Here is an 18,227-nt window from a genome sequence, read left to right as displayed (position 1 = left end):
CCCTTTATAATTGCCCGGAGTTCCCATGACATTCTGCTGTCCTCTTTGCCACGCGCCGCTCGCCCATGCGGATAAAAGTTACGCCTGCCCACAGGGGCATCGGTTCGATATGGCGAAAGAGGGCTATGTCAATCTGCTGCCGGTCCAGCACAAGCGGTCGCGCGATCCGGGCGACAGTGCAGAGATGATGCAGGCGCGCAGGGCCTTCCTCGATGCCGGGCACTATCAGCCCCTGCGTGACGCGGTAGCCGGTAAGCTGGCGGCCTTACTGCCGGAGGGTGCGACGTCACTTCTCGATATTGGCTGTGGCGAAGGCTATTACACGGCTGCCTTTGCCCAAACTGCGCAGGAAAAGGGCGCGGCCACCTTTGGTCTGGATGTCTCAAAATCTGCCATCCGCGCGGCAGCTAAACGCTATTCAGAGGTGACGTTCTGTGTGGCCTCCAGCCATCGTCTGCCTTTTGAAGAGAACAGTATGGATGCGATCGTTCGCATCTACGCCCCCTGCAAAGGCGAGGAGCTGGCGCGCGTGGTAAAAGAGGGCGGCTGGGTGATCACCGTGACGCCAGGACCGCGTCACCTGATGGAGCTGAAAGGGCTGATTTACAGTGAAGTTCTGCTGCATGCACCGCATTCAGAGCAGCTGGAGGGCTTTGCCCTGAAAGAGGCGCTGTCGCTGGCCTATAACATGTCACTGACTGGAAAAGAGGCGGTAGCGCTGCTGCAGATGACGCCCTTTGCGTGGCGGGCAAAGCCGGAGGTGTGGGAGGCGCTGGCAAAACAGGCGCATTTCAGCTGCCAGACAGATTTTAGTATCCACTGCTGGCAGCGAGTCAGTTAACCGGCGAAGTGGCTCCACATAATCTGTGCGCCAATGCCGATCAAGACGATACCGCCGAGGATCTCGGCGCGTTTTCCTAACAGCGGGCCGATAAAACGGCCAATCATCATGCCCAGGGTAGACATAATAAAGGTCGCGCAGCCGATCGCCAGCGCGGTGGCAATGATGTTGACCTGCAGGAAAGCCAGGCCGACGCCGACGGCCATCGCATCCAGACTGGTAGCAATAGCTGTTGTCACCAGCAGCCAGAAGCCGTGACGCTGAATCGGCTCATCGTCCCCGACATCATTCCGAATACCTTCGATAACCATACGTCCGCCGAGGAAGGTCAGAAGAATAAAGGCGATCCAGTGGTTCCACTCCAGCACGAACTGGCTGGCGAGCATCCCCAGCCCCCAGCCAATCAGCGGGGTCAGAGTTTCGATAGCACCAAAGATAAGACCGGTACGCAGGGCTTCAGAGAACTTAGGTTTATGCAGCGTGGCGCCTTTGCCCATGGAAGCGGCGAATGCATCCATCGACATGCCAAAGGCCAGGAGAAGTGTTGCAGAGAGGTTCATGAGCGCGTCCAGACCGGGGATATCCATATGACACATCACTGCCCCCAGTAAACAGCAGTCGATGCGTCTATGGTCTCGCCTGATCCTTCTGCTGTGCAGAAAAATCCGTACGTGCCACGTTTTGCAACGAGTATGTTGACACGTACATTTCCGGTAAACCGGAAATCGGCTACTCCCCAACGACGGGCGCAACCTTAACATATTTTGAGAATATAAAACAACTACAGGGAAGTATTATTCAGATTAGTTTTTGATAACGATTTTCATTTAGAGGTTGATGTGAAAATAACGTTAATAATAGCCCGTAACTGTCGCGACATAATATAGCTTTGGCTATATAACACTGTGAAAAGTATAGCGAAATATAGCCAGTGCTATTTTTGTATCTTATTGAGTTTTAACCAGTAATTTGTATATTTTCTCCAGATCGTCAATATTTCTTACCCGGATAAGCAAACGTCGCTGCTCTAATTGCATCACCAGCACGCCGTCTTCTGATAAATTCATCTCTTTAATGCGGTTATATTCTATCCAGACATTGGCGAAAAAGAATCCAGTAGATTTGAAGATTATTTTCGGCGCCCGGATCCAGAACAGGTAAAACCCTATTAATGCCAGGGCAGATAATAACCATGTGGTCAGTAATGCCCCCTGGCTCATCACGTTGTTATAGATAAGGATCAGCAGCAGACCGGTAAAGATGATGGCATCAACGCGACCGCGGCGCAGAAGGGGGATTGAGAGCAACGTCGCGCCGTTGCGGCGGGGCATGATCAATTCGTCGTAGAGGGCATACGCCAGAAGGGCAACAATAAAGACAACCAGTACGATGTCCGTGACCGTCATTCATCCTCCGGATAAAAAAACGGGGGCGTTCATGCCCCCGGTGTATTCACTAAAAAATTACAGACCCAGCAGACCGATAGCGTAACCGACGATACCGATAACGAAGAAGCCGACGATGATCCACAGCGCATTGACCTTTTTACGCAGCAGCCACATACAGGCGAAGGTCAGCAGCAGCGGCACCAGGCCCGGCATCAGCTGGTCAAGAATGGTTTGCACGGTGGTCACACGGGTCTGACCATCCTGACCGGTGATGGTTGACACCACCAGCGGGATGTTAACATGCGTCCACTTGTTAACCAGCGCCCCCATGACAAACAGGCCGAGGATTGACGCCCCCTCAGTCAGTTTCTGCAGGAAGCCGCCGCCCATATCCTGAACGATATCCACGCCCTTACGGTAGCCGTAGGCCACGCCGTAGTAACGGGTTGCCAGACGTACCACGTTAAACAGGATAAAGAAGAGCAGAGGACCCAGCAGGCTACCGCTCATGGCGATACCCGCACCGAGCGCGGCGAAGACCGGACGCACGGTACCCCAGAAGATCGGGTCACCTACGCCCGCCAGCGGCCCCATCAGACCCACTTTGATACCGTTGATGGCACCATCGTCAATCTCGGCGCCGTTAGCACGCTGCTCTTCCATCGCCAGCGTTACGCCCAGAACCGGCGCCGCAACGTATGGATGGGTGTTGAAGAATTCCAGGTGACGCTTAATCGCCTGACGACGCGCTTCGTTGTTTTCCGGGTACAGGCGTTTGATCGCCGGTACCATTGAGAAGCAGAAGCCCAGCGCCTGCATACGTTCGAAGTTCCATGAACCCTGGAACAGGTTTGAACGGATGAACACGCCACGAATATCACCCGAAGTCAGTTTTTTCTGAGGGGTAGTTTTAGTCATATCAACCATTTCGCTCACCTGCTAGTCCAGTTCGTTATCGAGATCGTTATTACCAGCAACCTGTGCACTACCGGCTACGCGGTTATATTTCGGGCTGAGCTGGATGTAGAGGATAGCCATTACCGCACCAATTACACCCAGTGCCACCAGGTTGAAGTTGGTGAATGCCGCGGTAACGAAGCCGAGATAGAAGAACGGCATCAGGTAGCCTGCGCGCATCATGTTGATGACCATCGCATAACCGACGACCACGATCATGCCGCCTGCAATGTTCAGACCGCTGGTGACGACTTCAGGAATGGCGTTCAGCATGCCCTGGACTTCGCTGGTACCGACGGAGATTGCCACGATCACCGCCGGGATAGCGATACGCATGGCCTGCAGGAACAGGGACGAGACGTGGATCCACGACAGCGCCGTCAGGTTGCCATTCTCCGCCGCCTTATCTGCCGCATGCTGGAATGCAACGGTGATAGTACGCACGATGATGGTCAGCACCTGGCCTGCTGCAGCCAGTGGGATAGCCAGCGCGATACCGGCGCCGATATTTTGATGGCCGGCAATGACCAGCACGGTAGAGATGATGGAGGCGAGAGCCGCATCCGGCGCAACGGCCGCACCGATGTTCATCCAGCCCAGGGCGATCATTTCCAGGGTACCACCGATGATGATACCGGTTTTCATATCGCCGAGAACGGCGCCGATTAACGTACAGGCGACCAGCGGACGGTGAAACTGAAATTCATCTAGTACGGATTCCATACCCGCTATACACGCGACGATGAACACCAGCACAATCTGAAGAGTGGTAATCTCCATTGTACTTCTCCTATAGCTTTAACAGACTTAAGTGTGAAATTTGTCAACCAGCGCCGGCTTATTTCGCCACTTTGCTGATCAGATCCATCATTTTCAGTTTCGGGTCGGTAGAGACTTTACGAACTTCAAGCTCGATCCCGCGATCGTTGAGTTTCCTGAACGCTTCGATATCTTTTTCGTCCACCGACACCGCATTGTTCACCTGCGTTTTGCCCTGACGGTAAGCCATACCACCGATATTCACGGAGGTGATTTTTACCCCTTCCTCAACAATACGTTCGACGTCTGTTGGGTTGGTAAACAGCAGCATCACGCGTTCACCCGCATATTTCGGGTTGTTGTAAACGCGGATCATCTTGGCGACATCCACCACGTGCGCGGTGACGCCCGGCGGAGCCACCTGGGTAAGGAGAGTTTTACGAACCGTATCAGCGGCAACTTCATCGCTGACCACAATGATGCGCTGGACGTTGGTCTCTTTGGTCCAGCGGGTAGCCACCTGGCCGTGAATCAGACGGTCGTCGATACGCGCCAGGCCAATCTGCATGTAATCGTTCGGGCCCATCGGCTTAAGCGGGGCGGCGGCTTTCGGGGCAGCAGCCGGGGCAGGGGCAGCCGCCGGAGCGACGTTTTCTGTAGGTTTCGCTTTCAGCGCTTTCACGCCTTCACGACCGGTTTCGACAGCCAGGGCAACCAGCTCGTCAAAGCTCGGGTTGTCATCACGGGCCATCAGCGTCTCGACCAGCATGGGGATGTTAACCCCGGCAACCACTTCATGCTGCTCTTTATCAACCACAATGCGGCTTGCCGCGTTAAACGGACTGCCGCCCCAGGTATCGACAAGGAACAGCACGCCGCTGCTGGTATCCAGATTTGCCAGTTGAGCGGTATATTTTTCTATCAGCGTCTCAGCATTTTCACCGGGAACGAAATCGATCCAACCGACGTTTTCCTGTTCGCCTAAAAGCATTTCTGCGGTTTTAAGTAACTGCTCTGCAGCCCAACCATGTGTGCCTATAACAATAGCAATAGTCACTTGCTACCTCCTTTTATTATCGTTAATGCCCCCGGGTGAGAGGAGCATTAGAGATCATCTTCGAAAGAACGAATCGATTCAGATAAGGGTTAGAGTTCAATTAACTAAGACTTACGCGATTTATTTTAGACATCGAAAAAATAATTTATGTGATGAAGATCCGTAATTTAGCCTAAGCCAATAAGATATTTCTGTGATCAAAATAAGCACGGAAACATCTGTTTGCAAAGGAAAGTAAATCTTTGCCAAAAAGCTCAGGTCTCTGATATGTTTACCATCCGTTTAATTGTCAGGAGTATGGGGCAGCAGCCCACTGTATGGACCGTCACCGACGCCAGTCACACACCCGGCCAGCTCTGGCCAGCCTTATCGGCGATTCGCGCCACTCACTGTTTACGTTCTTTACCGCTTCGCCCGAGCTTTTCGCGGCGCCGTTTTGCCATTCCTTTAGCAGGAGCTTGTCATGGAATTCTTAATGGACCCGCAAATCTGGGTAGGATTACTCACGCTGGTGGTACTTGAGATCGTTCTCGGTATCGATAACCTCGTGTTTATCGCGATCCTTGCGGATAAACTTCCACCTAAACAACGTGATAAAGCACGTTTAATCGGTCTGTCGCTGGCGCTGATTATGCGTCTTGCGCTGCTATCGGTGATCTCATGGATGGTTACGCTTACGCAACCGCTGTTCACCGCCTTCAACTTTACCTTCTCAGGGCGCGACCTGATCATGCTGCTGGGGGGGATATTCCTGCTCTTCAAAGCCACAACCGAGCTCCATGAACGGCTGGAAAACCGCCAGCACGACGACGGACACGGTAAAGGCTATGCCAGCTTCTGGGTAGTGGTACTGCAAATCGTGGTACTGGACGCGGTCTTCTCCCTCGACGCGGTCATTACCGCTGTCGGTATGGTTAACCACCTGCCGGTGATGATGGCCGCCGTGGTCATTGCGATGGCGGTGATGTTGCTCGCCTCGAAGCCGTTGACGCGATTCGTTAACCAGCATCCGACCGTGGTGGTGCTCTGTCTGAGCTTCCTGCTGATGATCGGTCTGAGCCTGGTGGCAGAAGGTTTCGGCTTCCATATTCCGAAAGGCTATCTGTACGCCGCCATTGGTTTCTCCATCATTATAGAGCTGTTTAACCAGATTGCCCGTCGCAACTTTATTCGCCAGCAGTCGAACCAGCCGCTGCGTGCCCGTACCGCTGATGCGATTTTGCGTCTGATGGGCGGCCGCCGCGAAGCCAAAGCACAGCAGGACAGCGATAATCATGTCCCGGTGCCGGTTCCGGAAGGCGCCTTTGTTGAAGAAGAGCGCTATATGATCAACGGCGTGCTGTCGCTGGCCTCGCGCTCCCTGCGTGGCATCATGACCCCACGCGGTGAAATCAGCTGGGTCGATGCCAGACTGAGCGTGACGGAAATCCGCCAGCAGCTGCTCTCCTCCCCGCACAGCCTGTTCCCGGTGTGTCGTGGCGAGCTGGATGAGATCATCGGCGTGGTCCGTGCCAAAGAGATGCTGGTGGCATTGGAAGAGGGTGTGGACGTTGAGGCCATTGCCGCCGCGTCGCCTGCCATCGTGGTGCCGGAAACGCTCGACCCGATCAACCTGCTTGGCGTGCTGCGCCGTGCCCGGGGTAGCTTTGTCATCGTGACCAACGAGTTTGGCGTGGTGCAGGGCCTGGTAACGCCGCTGGATGTTCTGGAAGCGATTGCCGGTGAGTTCCCGGATGCCGACGAAACGCCGGAAATCGTTAACGATAATGATGGCTGGCTGGTCAAAGGCACCACGGACCTGCACGCCCTGCAACATACGCTGGGGCTGGAACACCTGACCAACCACGATGAAGATATCGCGACGGTGGCCGGTCTGGTGATTGCCGTGAACGGTCAAATTCCGCGAGCCGGTGATGTGCTTGAGCTGCCGCCGCTGAAGATAACCATCGTGACCGCCAACGATTACCGCGTTGATCTGGTGCGCATTGTTAAAGAACAGTCCGCCCACGACGAAGAAGAGTAATTACGGAGTCGACGGCATCATATCGCCGTTATGAGAGGCTGGCGGAGGTGAACTCTCCGCCAGCCACTGCGGGAAATCCCGCAGTGGCATTGGCCGCGCATACAAAAATCCCTGAAGGATATCCACACCGTGCAGGCGCAGATGGCTCGCCTGGTCGCTGGTTTCCACCCCTTCAGCCACCAGTTCAATATTCAGACGCTGGGCAAGGGCGATAATAATATCTGTCACCGTTGAGTTGACGGCATCCGTGCCGATGGCGGCGGTAAAGGATTTATCAATTTTCAGCACTTCCGGATTGAGTTTCTCCAGCCACGAAAGCGAACTGCTCCCGGTACCAAAATCGTCAATCGCCAGCTTCACCCCTTTCTGATGTAACGCCTCTACCATGTTGTAATCCATCTCCAGCAGGGTATCGCGCTCGGTTAATTCAATCACCAGCTGCTGCGCGGGCTCGGCACTGAACCAGACGCGATTCAGATCGTGAAGCAGAGTGCCGTCACGGAAATGGCTGGCCGCGACGTTGATCCCAATATGAAAGCCCGGCGCGGGCGGAAATATGGCCAGATGGCGGACGGTTTCGATAAGCACGTAGCGGGTGAGGGGGACAATCAGGTTATGCTCCTCCGCCAGCGGAATAAAAATATCCGGGGCGATCCACCCCTGCCGAGGATTATTCCAGCGCAGTAGAATTTCCACGCCGACGCAATCCTGTTTTTTGGCATCGATCAGCGGCTGGCAAAAGAGCTCAAACTCGCCGGAGGCCAGGCCAAAGTTGATCTCCCGGGTAAAGCTCATGCGACTGGCGGTGGCAAGCCAGGCGATATACCCCACCAGCATGCTGAATATCACCGCCAGCGGCAGCTGCGACGGCAGACTTTTCAGCGCCAGCGCGGTCAGCCCCGGGCCGTTAACGGTGATGATGAAAGGAAAGTTGAGGGAAGCCTGCTGGTAAACGTTGTCGCCAGCGTCTGTTACCAGCCTGTCCGAAAGCTGGCGCTCATGGTTCAGGTACTTACCGCCGACGCTGAGGTTAACGTCGCTGATGATCGGCAGCTGGGGCTCCAGCAGCATCCGGGCGATAAGATCGATATTCACAATCTCCATGATGCCATCCTCACTCTGGCCGGGCGCCGGATACCACTGGATCAGCACCGGGCTGCCTTTCATCAGCGGCTGGTCTGTGGTCAGGAGCAGTAAGGGCTGCGCGGCGGGTAGCTGGGGCTGAAACTGGCTGATGGGAATATCGCGGTTACCGAACATACTTGAGCAATAGAGAATGCCGTCTTTAATCAGGCCGATTGAGCGCACGGTTTGCAGGGAGGCGGCGTGCTTGCGCAATAAAAAGTTGACCTCCACACAGGGCAGGCCGATAAGCGGTTGTACCACCTCGCGTCCCGTCTCCAGCGGTTGCAGGATCTTTTCCAGCGTATCGACAGCATGGGAGACAAAGGCCACGGTGGTCTGCTGATTTAAATTGCGCTGTGAAATAAAGCCGATAATTAGCGTGCAAACGAGAGTGGAAAGGGACAGCACGAGGCAGACGATTACCCGTTTGCGGCGATAATTTTTAATTATCCTGTGCGTTGTTTGCATGCCACGGTCACCCGAAGAGCCACTGGCGCAGATGCCCATGGCAACCTGGCTAGTGTAGTCGGCATTATTTCAGGTAACGAGGAAAGTGGATGAAATTCGCCCATCCCTATCAGATGGGCGTTTAGAGCATGAAAGACGAAAGTCGCAGAAGCGCTTTCAGCGTCTTAGTCGCACTGTACCTTGATGGCCAGACCGCCGCGGGACGTTTCGCGGTATTTGGCGTTCATATCTTTACCGGTTTCGTACATGGTTTCGATCACCTTATCCAGCGAAACGCGTGGTTCGCTGGTACGGCGCATCGCCATACGGGAAGCGTTGATCGCTTTCACAGAAGCAATCGCGTTACGCTCAATACATGGCACCTGCACCTGACCGGCCACCGGGTCACAGGTCAGACCGAGGTTATGTTCCATACCGATCTCGGCGGCCACGCATACCTGCTCCGGGCTGGCGCCCAGCAGCTCAGCCAGACCGGCTGCCGCCATGGAGCAGGCCACGCCCACTTCACCCTGGCAGCCAACTTCGGCGCCGGAGATGGAAGCGTTCATCTTATACAGCGCACCCACCGCGCCTGCGGCGAGGAAGTAGCGAATATAGATATCCGGGCTTACCGATTCGATAAAGTGATCGTAGTAGGCCAGCACTGCCGGAACGATCCCGCAGGCACCGTTGGTTGGTGCGGTCACCACGCGGCCACCGGCGGCGTTCTCTTCGTTCACCGCGAGGGCAAACATGTTGACCCAGTCCACCACGTTCATCGGATCGTTGGAGTACTTATCCGTCGTGACCAGCATCCGGCGCAGGGCAGAGGCACGACGCGGCACGCGCAGTGGGCCAGGCAGTACCCCTTCGGTATTCATACCGCGATCGATACAGGCGCGCATGGTCTGCCAGACGTTGGCGAAATAGTCTTCAATCTCTTTCTTGCTGTGCAGCGCCAGCTCGTTCTGCATCACCATGCCGGAGAGGGACAGGCCAGTCTCCTTGCAGTAATTCAGCATCTCTGTCGCCGATTTGAACGGGTAAGGCACCTTTACGTCGCCCGTGACGTCCTGGCCGAAATGCTCTTCATCGACGATAAAACCGCCGCCGATGGAGTAGTAGGTCTTGCTGTAGACCACTTTCTCGCCGCTGAAGGCGTGGATCTGCATCCCGTTTTCATGCAGGGAGAGGTTGTCGCTGCGAAAGCGCATGCCGTCGTCCTGGGGGAAATCCACTTCATGCCGGCCATTCGCCAGCAGCAGACGACCGCGCGTTTCCACGTCGCGAATAAACGCCGGAATGGCGTCAATATCTACGGTGTCCGGCATATTTCCGGCCAGACCCATAATAATGGCGATATCGGTGTGGTGGCCTTTACCCGTAAGCGACAGTGAACCGTAAACGTCTACAGCCACGCGGGTAACGCTATCCAGTAATCCTTTTTCGACCAGGTCATCGACGAACTGTTTACCGGCCTTCATCGGCCCGACAGTGTGGGAAGAAGAGGGACCAATCCCCACTTTGAACATGTCGAATATACTAATCACTTTAACACTCCTGACAGGGTTACCGGGTTTCCAGTAACGATGTAATAACTTCGCATAGTGTAAGAGGGAACCCTGTCGTCAGCTCAACTATTCACATGAATTAAACTAATGATTAACGCCTGATAAACTAATAGCGGGAGGCGGATCGCAAAGGCGCAAAAAAGAGGCGAATGTAAAGTATAGTCAAGGTTTCAGGCCGATCTGCAGCGCCAGCTCACGAATTATTCCCGCCGTCATGCCCCAGACAAAATAATGCTCATACCAGGAGAGCCACACCCGATGATCGTGGCCACGGCGATGAATATCGAGCGGATGATAACGGCCCAGACGCAGGGCTTCCGCCAGCGGCATTTCGAACACCGACTCCACTTCGTCCTCGCTGGCGTGATAGTGCAGATCCGGCGGAATAATCCCCACCACCGGCGTGACCTGAAAACCGGTGACGCTGTCCACTGGCGGCAGGACGCCAATCACTTCGACCTTGTGCGGCGGGATCGCCACCTCTTCCTCGGCTTCACGCAGGGCAGCGGCAATTAACGAGGCATCGGTGCTGTCCACCGCGCCGCCGGGAAAGGCCACCTGACCGGCATGTTTACGCAGCTTCGCCGAGCGCCGGGTCAACAGCAGGCCCGGCTGCTCCCGGCGCACCACCGGGATCAACACCGCCGCTTGACGCTGGTTCAGCGACGTGCTGTTCACCTGCGGGCGCAACAGCTGAAAACGCGATAAAAAATGGTCGAGGGTCAGGTCGTGGGTATTCACCAGTTAGCACTCCAGTTGTTGCAGAATACGATTCACTTTATCAAACGTTTCCTGATATTCCGCCCCGGCCTGGCTGTCAGCCACAATGCCACCGCCTGCGGAACAGTAGATCTGCCCCTCCACCGCCGTCAGGGTACGAATGGTGATGCTGGTATCCATGCCGCCGCACAGGCTGATATAGCCGATGCTGCCGCACCAGGCGTTGCGTCGATGCGGCTCCAGCTCGTCGATGATCTCCATCGCCCGCACTTTCGGCGCGCCGGTGATCGACCCGCCAGGGAAGGCGGCGCGCAGCAGATCGCACGCGGTCTGCGTTTGCGGCAGGCGGGCGGTGATGGTGCTCACCAGATGATGCACGGCGGGGAAGGGCTCCACCACGAACAGTTCCGGCACCCGCACGCTTCCCGGCTCCGCCACCCGGCCAATATCATTGCGCATCAGATCAACGATCATCAGATTCTCGGCGCGATCTTTCGGCGAGGCGGCGAGCTTCTCCGCCTGCTGGCGATCCGCCTCGGCATCCGCCAGCCGCGGCAGGGTGCCTTTAATGGGACGGGTCTGGATGGTGCCGTCCGCAAGGTGAATAAAACGCTCCGGGGAGAGGCTCAGGATCGCCCCCTCTTCAAGACGTAAAAAGGCGCTGAACGGAGCGCGGTTGTTGGCGTTCAGCCGGGTAAAGGCCTGCCATTCGTCGCCCTCGTAGCGGGCCTGGAAACGCTGGGCCAGATTCACCTGATAGCAGTCGCCGCTGTGCAGGAAGGCCTGCACGCGCTCAAATTTGTCGTTGTACTCCGCCGCGGTCATATTGGCCTGCCAGCCGGAGGTCAGCCGGAATGCAGGTATATTCTCAGGGGAGTGCTGTGCTTCAAGCCAGGCCAGCCGCGCCTGTGCATCACCATGACAGACCAGCGACACCCGCTGTTTGTGGTGATCGACGATTATCGCCCAGTCATACAGGCCCACCGCCATATCCGCCAGGGTGATATCACGCAAGGCCCGTTCCGGCAGCTTTTCGAAGCGGCGGCCAAGGTCGTAGCCGAACAGCCCCAGCGCGCCGCCCTGGAAGGGGAGGTCCGGGTCAGGCGTGCAGGGCAGGCCCATCTCATCAAGGGCCTGCTGCAACAAACTCAGCGGGCAGGCGTCAGAATGAACCCCGTCGATCAGCGTATCCGCCCCGTGGGTCACCAGCGTGGTGCGCGGGTCGGCCACAAGAATATCAAAGCGACTGTAGGGGTGATCCGCATGGCCCGAGTGCAGCAGCATGGCCCACGGCAGATGGCTGAGCGGAGCAAACCAGAATTCTGCGGCGTCAGGACGCCACGGCAATGTCATAACAGCGGGGGATAACGAGTTCATGGGTGGTAAACAACCGGGCAGCGTGAAATAATTAGCGCCAATAATTTAGCAGGAGTTGACGATGTTTGCAGGTTTACCTTCACTGAGCCACGAGCAGCAGCAAAAGGCCGTCGAGCGCATACAGGAGCTGATGTCCCAGGGGATGAGCAGCGGGCAGGCAATTTCCCAGGTGGCAGAAGAGCTTCGCGCCACCCATACCGGCGAGCGGATCGTGGCGCGTTTTGAGGATGATGAAGAGGAGTAACGCCCCTTACACCGCAGCGATAATCTTAATCTCAACCTTATACTGCGGCTTCATCAGCGTCGCCTGTACCGTGCAGCGGACAGGCGCGTGACCCGCCACCACCCACTCATCCCAGGCTTTGTTCATCGCCGCAAAATCCTCTTTACTGGCCAGGAAAATGGTCGCATCCAGAATGCGGGATTTGTCGCTGCCCTGTTTTTCCAGCACTGCGTCAATCTGCGCCAGGGTATTGGCGGTCTGCTCATAGGCGTCGGCATCCAGGTTTTCCGGTACGCCGGTGTAGTAGAGGGTCTGGTTGTGGATCACAACATCTGACCAGCGGGCTTCGGCATCAATGCGCACAATTGTCATACACGTTTCCTCGTTATGGTGACTTTCTGCGGGCAAGACTGCCATATTGTTTTGCCTGCGTCACTCTCGACTGGCGCCAGGACGATCGGCCTGACATAATCCCTGTGCAAAATTACAGGGGGCAGAGTGGCAGACGATTTCGCAGCAGACGGACAGTTAGCAAAGGCAATTCCCGGCTTCAAGCCGCGCGAACCGCAGCGCCAGATGGCGCACGCAGTAGCCGAGGCGATCGACAGCGCCCAGCCGCTGGTGGTAGAGGCGGGTACCGGCACCGGTAAAACGTACGCCTATCTGGCGCCAGCGCTGCGCACGAAGAAGAAGGTGATCATCTCCACCGGTTCGAAAGCGTTGCAGGATCAGCTCTACAGCCGCGATCTGCCCACCGTCGCCAAAGCCCTGAAATACAAAGGCCGTCTGGCCCTGCTGAAAGGGCGCTCCAACTATCTCTGCATTGAGCGGCTCGAACAGCAGGCGCTGGCGGGCGGCGATCTGCCGGTACAGACCCTCAGCGATGTGATCATCCTGCGCAGCTGGGCCAACCAGACCCAGGATGGCGATATCAGTACCTGCGCCAGCGTCGCCGAAGACTCACCTGCCTGGCCGCTGGTCACCAGCACCAACGACAACTGTCTGGGCAGCGACTGCCCGCTTTATAAAGACTGTTTTGTGGTCAAAGCGCGTAAAACGGCGATGGAAGCCGACGTGGTGGTGGTGAACCACCACCTCTTCCTGGCGGATATGGTGGTGAAAGAGAGCGGTTTTGGCGAGCTGATCCCCGAAGCCGAAGTGCTGATCTTCGACGAAGCCCACCAGCTCCCCGATATCGCCAGCCAGTATTTCGGCCAGTCGCTCTCCAGCCGCCAGCTGCTGGATCTGGCGAAAGATTTTACCATCGCCTACCGCACCGAACTGAAAGATACCCAGCAGCTGCAGAAGTGCGCCGACCGCCTGGCGCAGAGTACGCAGGATTTTCGCATGCAGCTTGGCGATCCGGGTTTTCGTGGCAACCTGCGCGAACTGCTGGCCGATCAGCATATTCAGCGCGCGTTGCTGCTGCTCGATGACGCCCTGGAGCTCTGCTACGACGTGGCGAAGCTCTCCCTCGGCCGTTCGGCGCTGCTGGATGCCGCCTTTGAACGCGCCACGCTCTATCGCGCGCGTCTGAAACAGTTGAAAGAATTTAACCAGCCCGGCTACAGCTACTGGTACGAATGCAACTCGCGCCATTTTACCCTTGCGCTGACGCCGCTCACCGTGGCCGATAAGTTCCAGGATGTGATGGCGCAGAAGCCGGGCAGCTGGATCTTTACCTCCGCCACGCTGTCGGTTAACGACGATCTGCACCATTTCACCGAACGTCTCGGCATCGCAGAGGCCAAATCCCTGCTGCTGCCGAGCCCGTTTGATTACGCCACCCAGGCACTGCTCTGCGTGCCGCGCAACCTGCCGCTGCCCAATCAGTCCGGCGCCGCCCGCCATCTGGCGGCGATGCTCAAGCCGATGATTGAGGCCAACAACGGCCGCTGCTTTATGCTCTGCACCTCCCACGCGATGATGCGCGACCTGGCCGAGCAGTTCCGCGCCACCATGACGCTGCCGGTGCTGTTGCAGGGTGAAACCAGCAAAGGCCAGCTGCTGCAGCAGTTTGTCAGCCACGGCAATGCCCTGCTGGTGGCCACGAGCAGCTTCTGGGAAGGGGTCGACGTGCGCGGCGATACTCTGTCGCTGGTGATCATCGACAAATTGCCCTTTACCTCGCCGGACGATCCGTTGCTGAAGGCGCGGATGGAAGATTGCCGCCTGCGGGGAGGCGATCCGTTTGATGAGGTGCAGCTTCCGGATGCGGTCATTACCCTTAAGCAGGGGGTGGGGCGCCTGATCCGTGACGTGGACGATCGCGGGGTGCTGGTGATCTGCGATAACCGCCTGGTCATGCGACCTTACGGTGCCACCTTTATCGCCAGCCTGCCGCCAGCGCCACGTACCCGGGATATCGATCGCGCCGTGCGTTTCCTTGCTGCGTCGCAGGCGCAGTAATTTGCTGATGGGTGTGCTAAAATGCGCCCCTTTTTGTGACTGACCACTGCGAGAGCGCGACAATACATGCGAATTCTGGCTATCGATACCGCCACAGAGGCCTGCTCCGTTGCCCTGTGGAATGACGGTACTCCCTTTGCTCATTTCGAAGAGTGCCCCCGGGAACACACCCAACGTATCCTGCCTCTGGTGAAGATGATCCTCACCGAGGGCAATACCTCTCTCACTGACCTCGATGCGCTGGCCTATGGCCGTGGTCCGGGCAGCTTTACCGGCGTTCGCATCGGTATCGGCATTGCCCAGGGGCTGGCGCTGGGCGCTGAACTGCCAATGATTGGCGTCTCGACCCTGGCGACCATGGCACAGGGGGCGTGGCGCAGCACCGGTGCGACCCGCGTACTGGCAGCTATCGATGCCCGCATGGGCGAAGTCTACTGGGCGGAATATACCCGTGACGAGCAGGGCGTCTGGCACGGGGAAGAGAGTGAAGCGGTGCTCACGCCGGAAGCGGCAGGTGAGCGCATGAAGCAGCTTTCCGGTGAGTGGGCAACCGTCGGAACCGGCTGGCCAGCCTGGCCTGACATGGCAAAGGAGAGCGGTCTGACGCTGGTGGACGGCAAAGTGCTGCTGCCTGCCGCAGAAGATATGCTGCCCATCGCTTGTCAGATGCTGGAGGCAGGGCAAACCGTGCCGGTGGAGAAAGCCGAGCCGGTTTATTTGCGAAACACCGTAGCGTGGAAGAAACTTCCGGGCCGGGAGTGAATCTCAGTATAAGAGCCTGAGAAAAAGGAGTCGCATCATGGCGGTTCAAAACTATGTCGTTCGTCTGCTGACCGTCGGGGCGCTGGCCCTGGCGTTAACGGGATGTGTCTCCGTACCTGATGCCATCCAGGGCAGCAGCCCCACGCCGCAGCAGGATCTGGTCCGGGTGATGAACGCCCCGGAACTCTACGTGGGTCAGGAAGCGCGTTTTGGCGGCAAAGTCGTGGAGGTGCTCAACCAGCAGGGGAAAACCCGTCTGGAGATTGCCACCGTTCCCCTCGACAGCGGCGCGCGTCCGGTGCTGGGTGAAGCCTCACGAGGCCGTATCTACGCCGATGTTAACGGCTTCCTCGATCCGGTGGATTTCCGCGGGCAACTGATCACCGTAGTGGGACCGATCACCGGCGCAGAGCAGGGTAAAGTCGGCAACACGCCTTATAAATTCATGACCATGCAGGCCAACGGCTATAAACGCTGGCGGGTACAGCAGCAGGTGATGATGCCGCCACCCGATCCCTGGTACTGGGGACCGCATCCATGGCGTTATGGCTATGGTTACGGCTACGGCGGATGGCCAGGCTATGGCCCCGGTCCGGCTCAGGTCCGAACGATAGTAACAGAGTAAGTCACTGTTATTCTTAATTAAGAAACAGCGGCCCGTCCGCTGTTTTGTTTTTTCCACGGTAATAAGAAAAATAAATAGTGACGCGCTTCGCAACCTTAAATCCGGACAATAAATAAACTGGTACGCTGAGTTAATATTATGTTAACGACTTGTTTATTAACCGGGGTTGTGATGACGACGAACACGCATTTCAGAGGTGATGTAGTGAAGAAGGTTTGGCTTAACCGATATCCTGCGGATGTTCCCGCAGAGATAAATCCTGACCGTTATCAATCCCTGGTTGAACTGTTTGAAAACTCCGTAACGCGTTACGCCGATCAGCCTGCGTTTGTGAACATGGGCGAGGTGATGACCTTCCGTAAACTGGAAGAGCGCAGCCGGGCCTTTGCCGCCTATCTGCAACAGGGATTAGGCCTGCAGAAAGGCGATCGCGTGGCGCTGATGATGCCCAACCTGCTGCAGTATCCGGTGGCGCTGTTCGGCATTCTGCGCGCCGGGATGATCGTGGTTAACGTCAACCCGCTCTATACCCCGCGTGAGCTGGAACATCAGTTGAATGACAGCGGTGCCGCGGCGATTGTGATTGTCTCCAACTTCGCCCACACGCTGGAAAAAGTGGTTGATAAGACCCAGGTCAAACACGTCATCCTGACGCGGATGGGCGACCAGCTCTCCACCGCCAAAGGGACGCTGGTTAACTTCGTCGTCAAATATGTCAAACGTCTGGTGCCGAAATATCACCTGCCGGATGCCATCTCTTTTCGCCAGGCGCTGCACACCGGCTACCGGATGCAGTACGTTAAGCCTGAGATCGCCTCGCAGGATCTGGCCTTCCTGCAATATACCGGCGGCACAACCGGCGTGGCGAAAGGGGCGATGCTCACCCACCGCAACATGCTGGCGAACCTCGAACAGGTCAATGCCACCTACGGGCCGCTGCTGCACCGCGGCAAAGAGCTGGTGATCACCGCGCTGCCGCTCTATCACATCTTCGCCCTGACGATGAACTGCCTGCTGTTTATCGAACTCGGCGGACAGAACGTGCTGATCACCAACCCGCGTGACATTCCGGGGCTGGTGAAAGAGCTGGCGAAATATCCGTTTACCGCCATGACCGGGGTAAACACCCTGTTTAACGCGCTGCTCAATAATAAAGAGTTCCAGCAGCTCGATTTCTCCACCCTGCATCTGTCGGCGGGCGGCGGGATGCCGGTGCAGCAGGCGGTGGCCGAGCGCTGGGTCAAGCTCACCGGGCAGTACCTGCTTGAAGGCTATGGCCTGACCGAGTGCGCCCCGCTGGTGAGCGTGAACCCGCATGATATCGACTATCACAGCGGCAGCATTGGTCTGCCGGTGCCCTCCACCGAAGCCAAACTGGTGGATGACGACGATAACGAAGTGCCGCATGGCGAGCCTGGCGAGCTGTGCGTAAGAGGGCCGCAGGTGATGCTGGGTTACTGGCAACGCCCGGACGCTACCGACGAAATTATCAAGGATGGCTGGCTGCACACCGGCGACATCGCGGTGATGGATGATGAAGGTTTCTTACGTATCGTCGATCGTAAGAAAGATATGATTCTGGTCTCCGGGTTCAACGTCTATCCCAACGAGATCGAAGACGTGGTGATGCAGCACAACGGCGTGCTGGAAGTGGCCGCAGTAGGGGTACCGGCAGGCAGCAGCGGCGAAACGGTAAAAATCTTTGTGGTGAAAAAAGATCCCGCCCTGAGCGAAGAGGCGCTGATCACCTTCTGCCGTCGCCATCTTACCGGCTACAAAGTACCGAAGCTGGTTGAGTTCCGCGACGAACTGCCAAAATCGAACGTCGGGAAGATATTACGACGAGAATTACGTGACGAAGCGCGCGCCAAAGTAGACAATAAAGGCTGAGCTTCGTGTTAGTCGCCCAGAAACGCTGGCCTGGCCAGCGTTTTTTTATGGGC

17 protein-coding genes are annotated in these 18,227 nt (G+C 56.8%); 7 read left to right on the top strand and 10 right to left on the bottom strand.

The window, feature by feature from the left end; translation table 11 throughout:
* The first annotated feature begins 25 nt into the window (after positions 1 to 25).
* Positions 26 to 841, top strand: a complete 816-nt coding sequence (gene rlmA / locus GNG26_RS13555) for a 23S rRNA (guanine(745)-N(1))-methyltransferase (protein ID WP_156239103.1) — start codon at positions 26 to 28, stop codon at positions 839 to 841.
* Here rlmA and mntP read toward each other — a convergent pair.
* From mntP to manX, 5 genes are all read right to left on the bottom strand, one after another.
* Positions 838 to 1,401 (bottom strand): manganese efflux pump MntP, encoded by a 564-nt coding sequence (gene mntP, locus GNG26_RS13550; protein WP_156240192.1) that lies wholly within the window; start codon positions 1,399 to 1,401, stop codon positions 838 to 840. The genes rlmA and mntP overlap by 4 nt on opposite strands.
* 387 nt (positions 1,402 to 1,788) lie before the next feature.
* Positions 1,789 to 2,247, bottom strand: coding sequence for a DUF986 family protein (locus tag GNG26_RS13545; RefSeq protein ID WP_156239101.1), 459 nt, complete (start codon positions 2,245 to 2,247; stop codon positions 1,789 to 1,791).
* 57 nt (positions 2,248 to 2,304) lie between these two features.
* Positions 2,305 to 3,156: a PTS mannose transporter subunit IID gene (locus GNG26_RS13540; RefSeq protein ID WP_168192027.1), complete on the bottom strand. Its 852-nt coding sequence runs from the start codon at positions 3,154 to 3,156 to the stop codon at positions 2,305 to 2,307.
* A 12-nt stretch (positions 3,157 to 3,168) separates the two neighbouring features.
* Positions 3,169 to 3,966, bottom strand: coding sequence for a PTS mannose/fructose/sorbose transporter subunit IIC (locus GNG26_RS13535; protein WP_103180025.1), 798 nt, complete (start codon positions 3,964 to 3,966; stop codon positions 3,169 to 3,171).
* 58 nt (positions 3,967 to 4,024) lie between these two features.
* The gene (gene manX, locus GNG26_RS13530) at positions 4,025 to 5,002 is read right to left on the bottom strand and encodes a PTS mannose transporter subunit IIAB (RefSeq protein ID WP_114314650.1); all 978 of its coding nucleotides are present in this window, start codon (positions 5,000 to 5,002) and stop codon (positions 4,025 to 4,027) included.
* Positions 5,003 to 5,465: 463 nt separating this feature from the next.
* Between manX and yoaE the strand changes: the two genes are divergently transcribed.
* Positions 5,466 to 7,025: a CNNM family cation transport protein YoaE gene (gene yoaE, locus GNG26_RS13525; protein ID WP_103822351.1), complete on the top strand. Its 1,560-nt coding sequence runs from the start codon at positions 5,466 to 5,468 to the stop codon at positions 7,023 to 7,025.
* Here the strand turns inward: yoaE and GNG26_RS13520 are convergent, their stop codons facing one another.
* The 4 genes from GNG26_RS13520 to pabB all read right to left on the bottom strand — a co-directional run bounded on the left by GNG26_RS13520 (position 7,026) and on the right by pabB (position 12,265).
* Positions 7,026 to 8,618: an EAL domain-containing protein gene (locus GNG26_RS13520; RefSeq protein WP_156239099.1), complete on the bottom strand. Its 1,593-nt coding sequence runs from the start codon at positions 8,616 to 8,618 to the stop codon at positions 7,026 to 7,028.
* 164 nt (positions 8,619 to 8,782) lie between these two features.
* Complete coding sequence (gene sdaA / locus GNG26_RS13515; RefSeq protein WP_103180021.1) at positions 8,783 to 10,147, bottom strand: L-serine ammonia-lyase; 1,365 nt, start codon at positions 10,145 to 10,147, stop codon at positions 8,783 to 8,785.
* Between the two features lie 183 nt (positions 10,148 to 10,330).
* Entirely contained in the window at positions 10,331 to 10,909 is a 579-nt protein-coding gene (locus GNG26_RS13510; RefSeq protein ID WP_103822349.1) for a CoA pyrophosphatase, read from the bottom strand.
* Between the two features lie 3 nt (positions 10,910 to 10,912).
* A complete protein-coding gene (gene pabB, locus GNG26_RS13505) occupies positions 10,913 to 12,265 on the bottom strand; it encodes an aminodeoxychorismate synthase component 1 (RefSeq protein WP_156239097.1) in 1,353 nt (450 codons plus the stop codon).
* A 61-nt stretch (positions 12,266 to 12,326) separates the two neighbouring features.
* Here pabB and GNG26_RS13500 point away from each other — a divergent pair, with 61 nt between their 5' ends.
* The gene (locus GNG26_RS13500; RefSeq protein WP_039030781.1) at positions 12,327 to 12,509 is read left to right on the top strand and encodes a YoaH family protein; all 183 of its coding nucleotides are present in this window, start codon (positions 12,327 to 12,329) and stop codon (positions 12,507 to 12,509) included.
* Between the two features lie 6 nt (positions 12,510 to 12,515).
* Here GNG26_RS13500 and GNG26_RS13495 read toward each other — a convergent pair whose 3' ends face one another.
* Entirely contained in the window at positions 12,516 to 12,860 is a 345-nt protein-coding gene (locus GNG26_RS13495; RefSeq protein ID WP_103180017.1) for a RidA family protein, read from the bottom strand.
* Between the two features lie 126 nt (positions 12,861 to 12,986).
* Here GNG26_RS13495 and GNG26_RS13490 point away from each other — a divergent pair, with 126 nt between their 5' ends.
* The 4 genes from GNG26_RS13490 (at position 12,987) to fadD (ending at position 18,174) form a co-directional block, all read left to right on the top strand.
* Entirely contained in the window at positions 12,987 to 14,897 is a 1,911-nt protein-coding gene (locus GNG26_RS13490) for an ATP-dependent DNA helicase (protein ID WP_156239095.1), read from the top strand.
* 66 nt (positions 14,898 to 14,963) lie between these two features.
* A complete protein-coding gene (gene tsaB, locus GNG26_RS13485; RefSeq protein WP_103822346.1) occupies positions 14,964 to 15,659 on the top strand; it encodes a tRNA (adenosine(37)-N6)-threonylcarbamoyltransferase complex dimerization subunit type 1 TsaB in 696 nt (231 codons plus the stop codon).
* A gap of 37 nt (positions 15,660 to 15,696) precedes the next feature.
* Positions 15,697 to 16,284: a Slp family lipoprotein gene (locus tag GNG26_RS13480; RefSeq protein WP_156239093.1), complete on the top strand. Its 588-nt coding sequence runs from the start codon at positions 15,697 to 15,699 to the stop codon at positions 16,282 to 16,284.
* Between the two features lie 204 nt (positions 16,285 to 16,488).
* Entirely contained in the window at positions 16,489 to 18,174 is a 1,686-nt protein-coding gene (fadD, locus tag GNG26_RS13475; RefSeq protein ID WP_156239091.1) for a long-chain-fatty-acid--CoA ligase FadD, read from the top strand.
* The last annotated feature ends 53 nt before the right edge of the window (positions 18,175 to 18,227 follow it).

The organism is Leclercia sp. J807 (genome assembly GCF_009734465.1).
In the GTDB taxonomy this organism is placed as follows: Bacteria; Pseudomonadota; Gammaproteobacteria; order Enterobacterales; family Enterobacteriaceae; genus Enterobacter.
The sequence above is the reverse complement of the archived record's forward strand: the minus strand, read 5'-3'. Positions and strand labels throughout refer to the sequence as shown.

What these genes read in the sequence shown, in the direction of transcription:
- GNG26_RS13540 (WP_168192027.1), bottom strand. Translation starts at nt 3,156, where the DNA reads ATGGTTGATATGACTAAAACTACCCCTCAGAAAAAACTGACTTCGGGT.
- GNG26_RS13480 (WP_156239093.1), top strand. Translation starts at nt 15,697, where the DNA reads ATGGCGGTTCAAAACTATGTCGTTCGTCTGCTGACCGTCGGGGCGCTG.
- GNG26_RS13520 (WP_156239099.1), bottom strand. Translation starts at nt 8,618, where the DNA reads ATGCAAACAACGCACAGGATAATTAAAAATTATCGCCGCAAACGGGTA.
- GNG26_RS13500 (WP_039030781.1), top strand. Translation starts at nt 12,327, where the DNA reads ATGTTTGCAGGTTTACCTTCACTGAGCCACGAGCAGCAGCAAAAGGCC.
- GNG26_RS13495 (WP_103180017.1), bottom strand. Translation starts at nt 12,860, where the DNA reads ATGACAATTGTGCGCATTGATGCCGAAGCCCGCTGGTCAGATGTTGTG.
- pabB (WP_156239097.1), bottom strand. Translation starts at nt 12,265, where the DNA reads ATGAACTCGTTATCCCCCGCTGTTATGACATTGCCGTGGCGTCCTGAC.
- yoaE (WP_103822351.1), top strand. Translation starts at nt 5,466, where the DNA reads ATGGAATTCTTAATGGACCCGCAAATCTGGGTAGGATTACTCACGCTG.
- rlmA (WP_156239103.1), top strand. Translation starts at nt 26, where the DNA reads ATGACATTCTGCTGTCCTCTTTGCCACGCGCCGCTCGCCCATGCGGAT.
- GNG26_RS13535 (WP_103180025.1), bottom strand. Translation starts at nt 3,966, where the DNA reads ATGGAGATTACCACTCTTCAGATTGTGCTGGTGTTCATCGTCGCGTGT.
- GNG26_RS13545 (WP_156239101.1), bottom strand. Translation starts at nt 2,247, where the DNA reads ATGACGGTCACGGACATCGTACTGGTTGTCTTTATTGTTGCCCTTCTG.
- tsaB (WP_103822346.1), top strand. Translation starts at nt 14,964, where the DNA reads ATGCGAATTCTGGCTATCGATACCGCCACAGAGGCCTGCTCCGTTGCC.
- mntP (WP_156240192.1), bottom strand. Translation starts at nt 1,401, where the DNA reads ATGAACCTCTCTGCAACACTTCTCCTGGCCTTTGGCATGTCGATGGAT.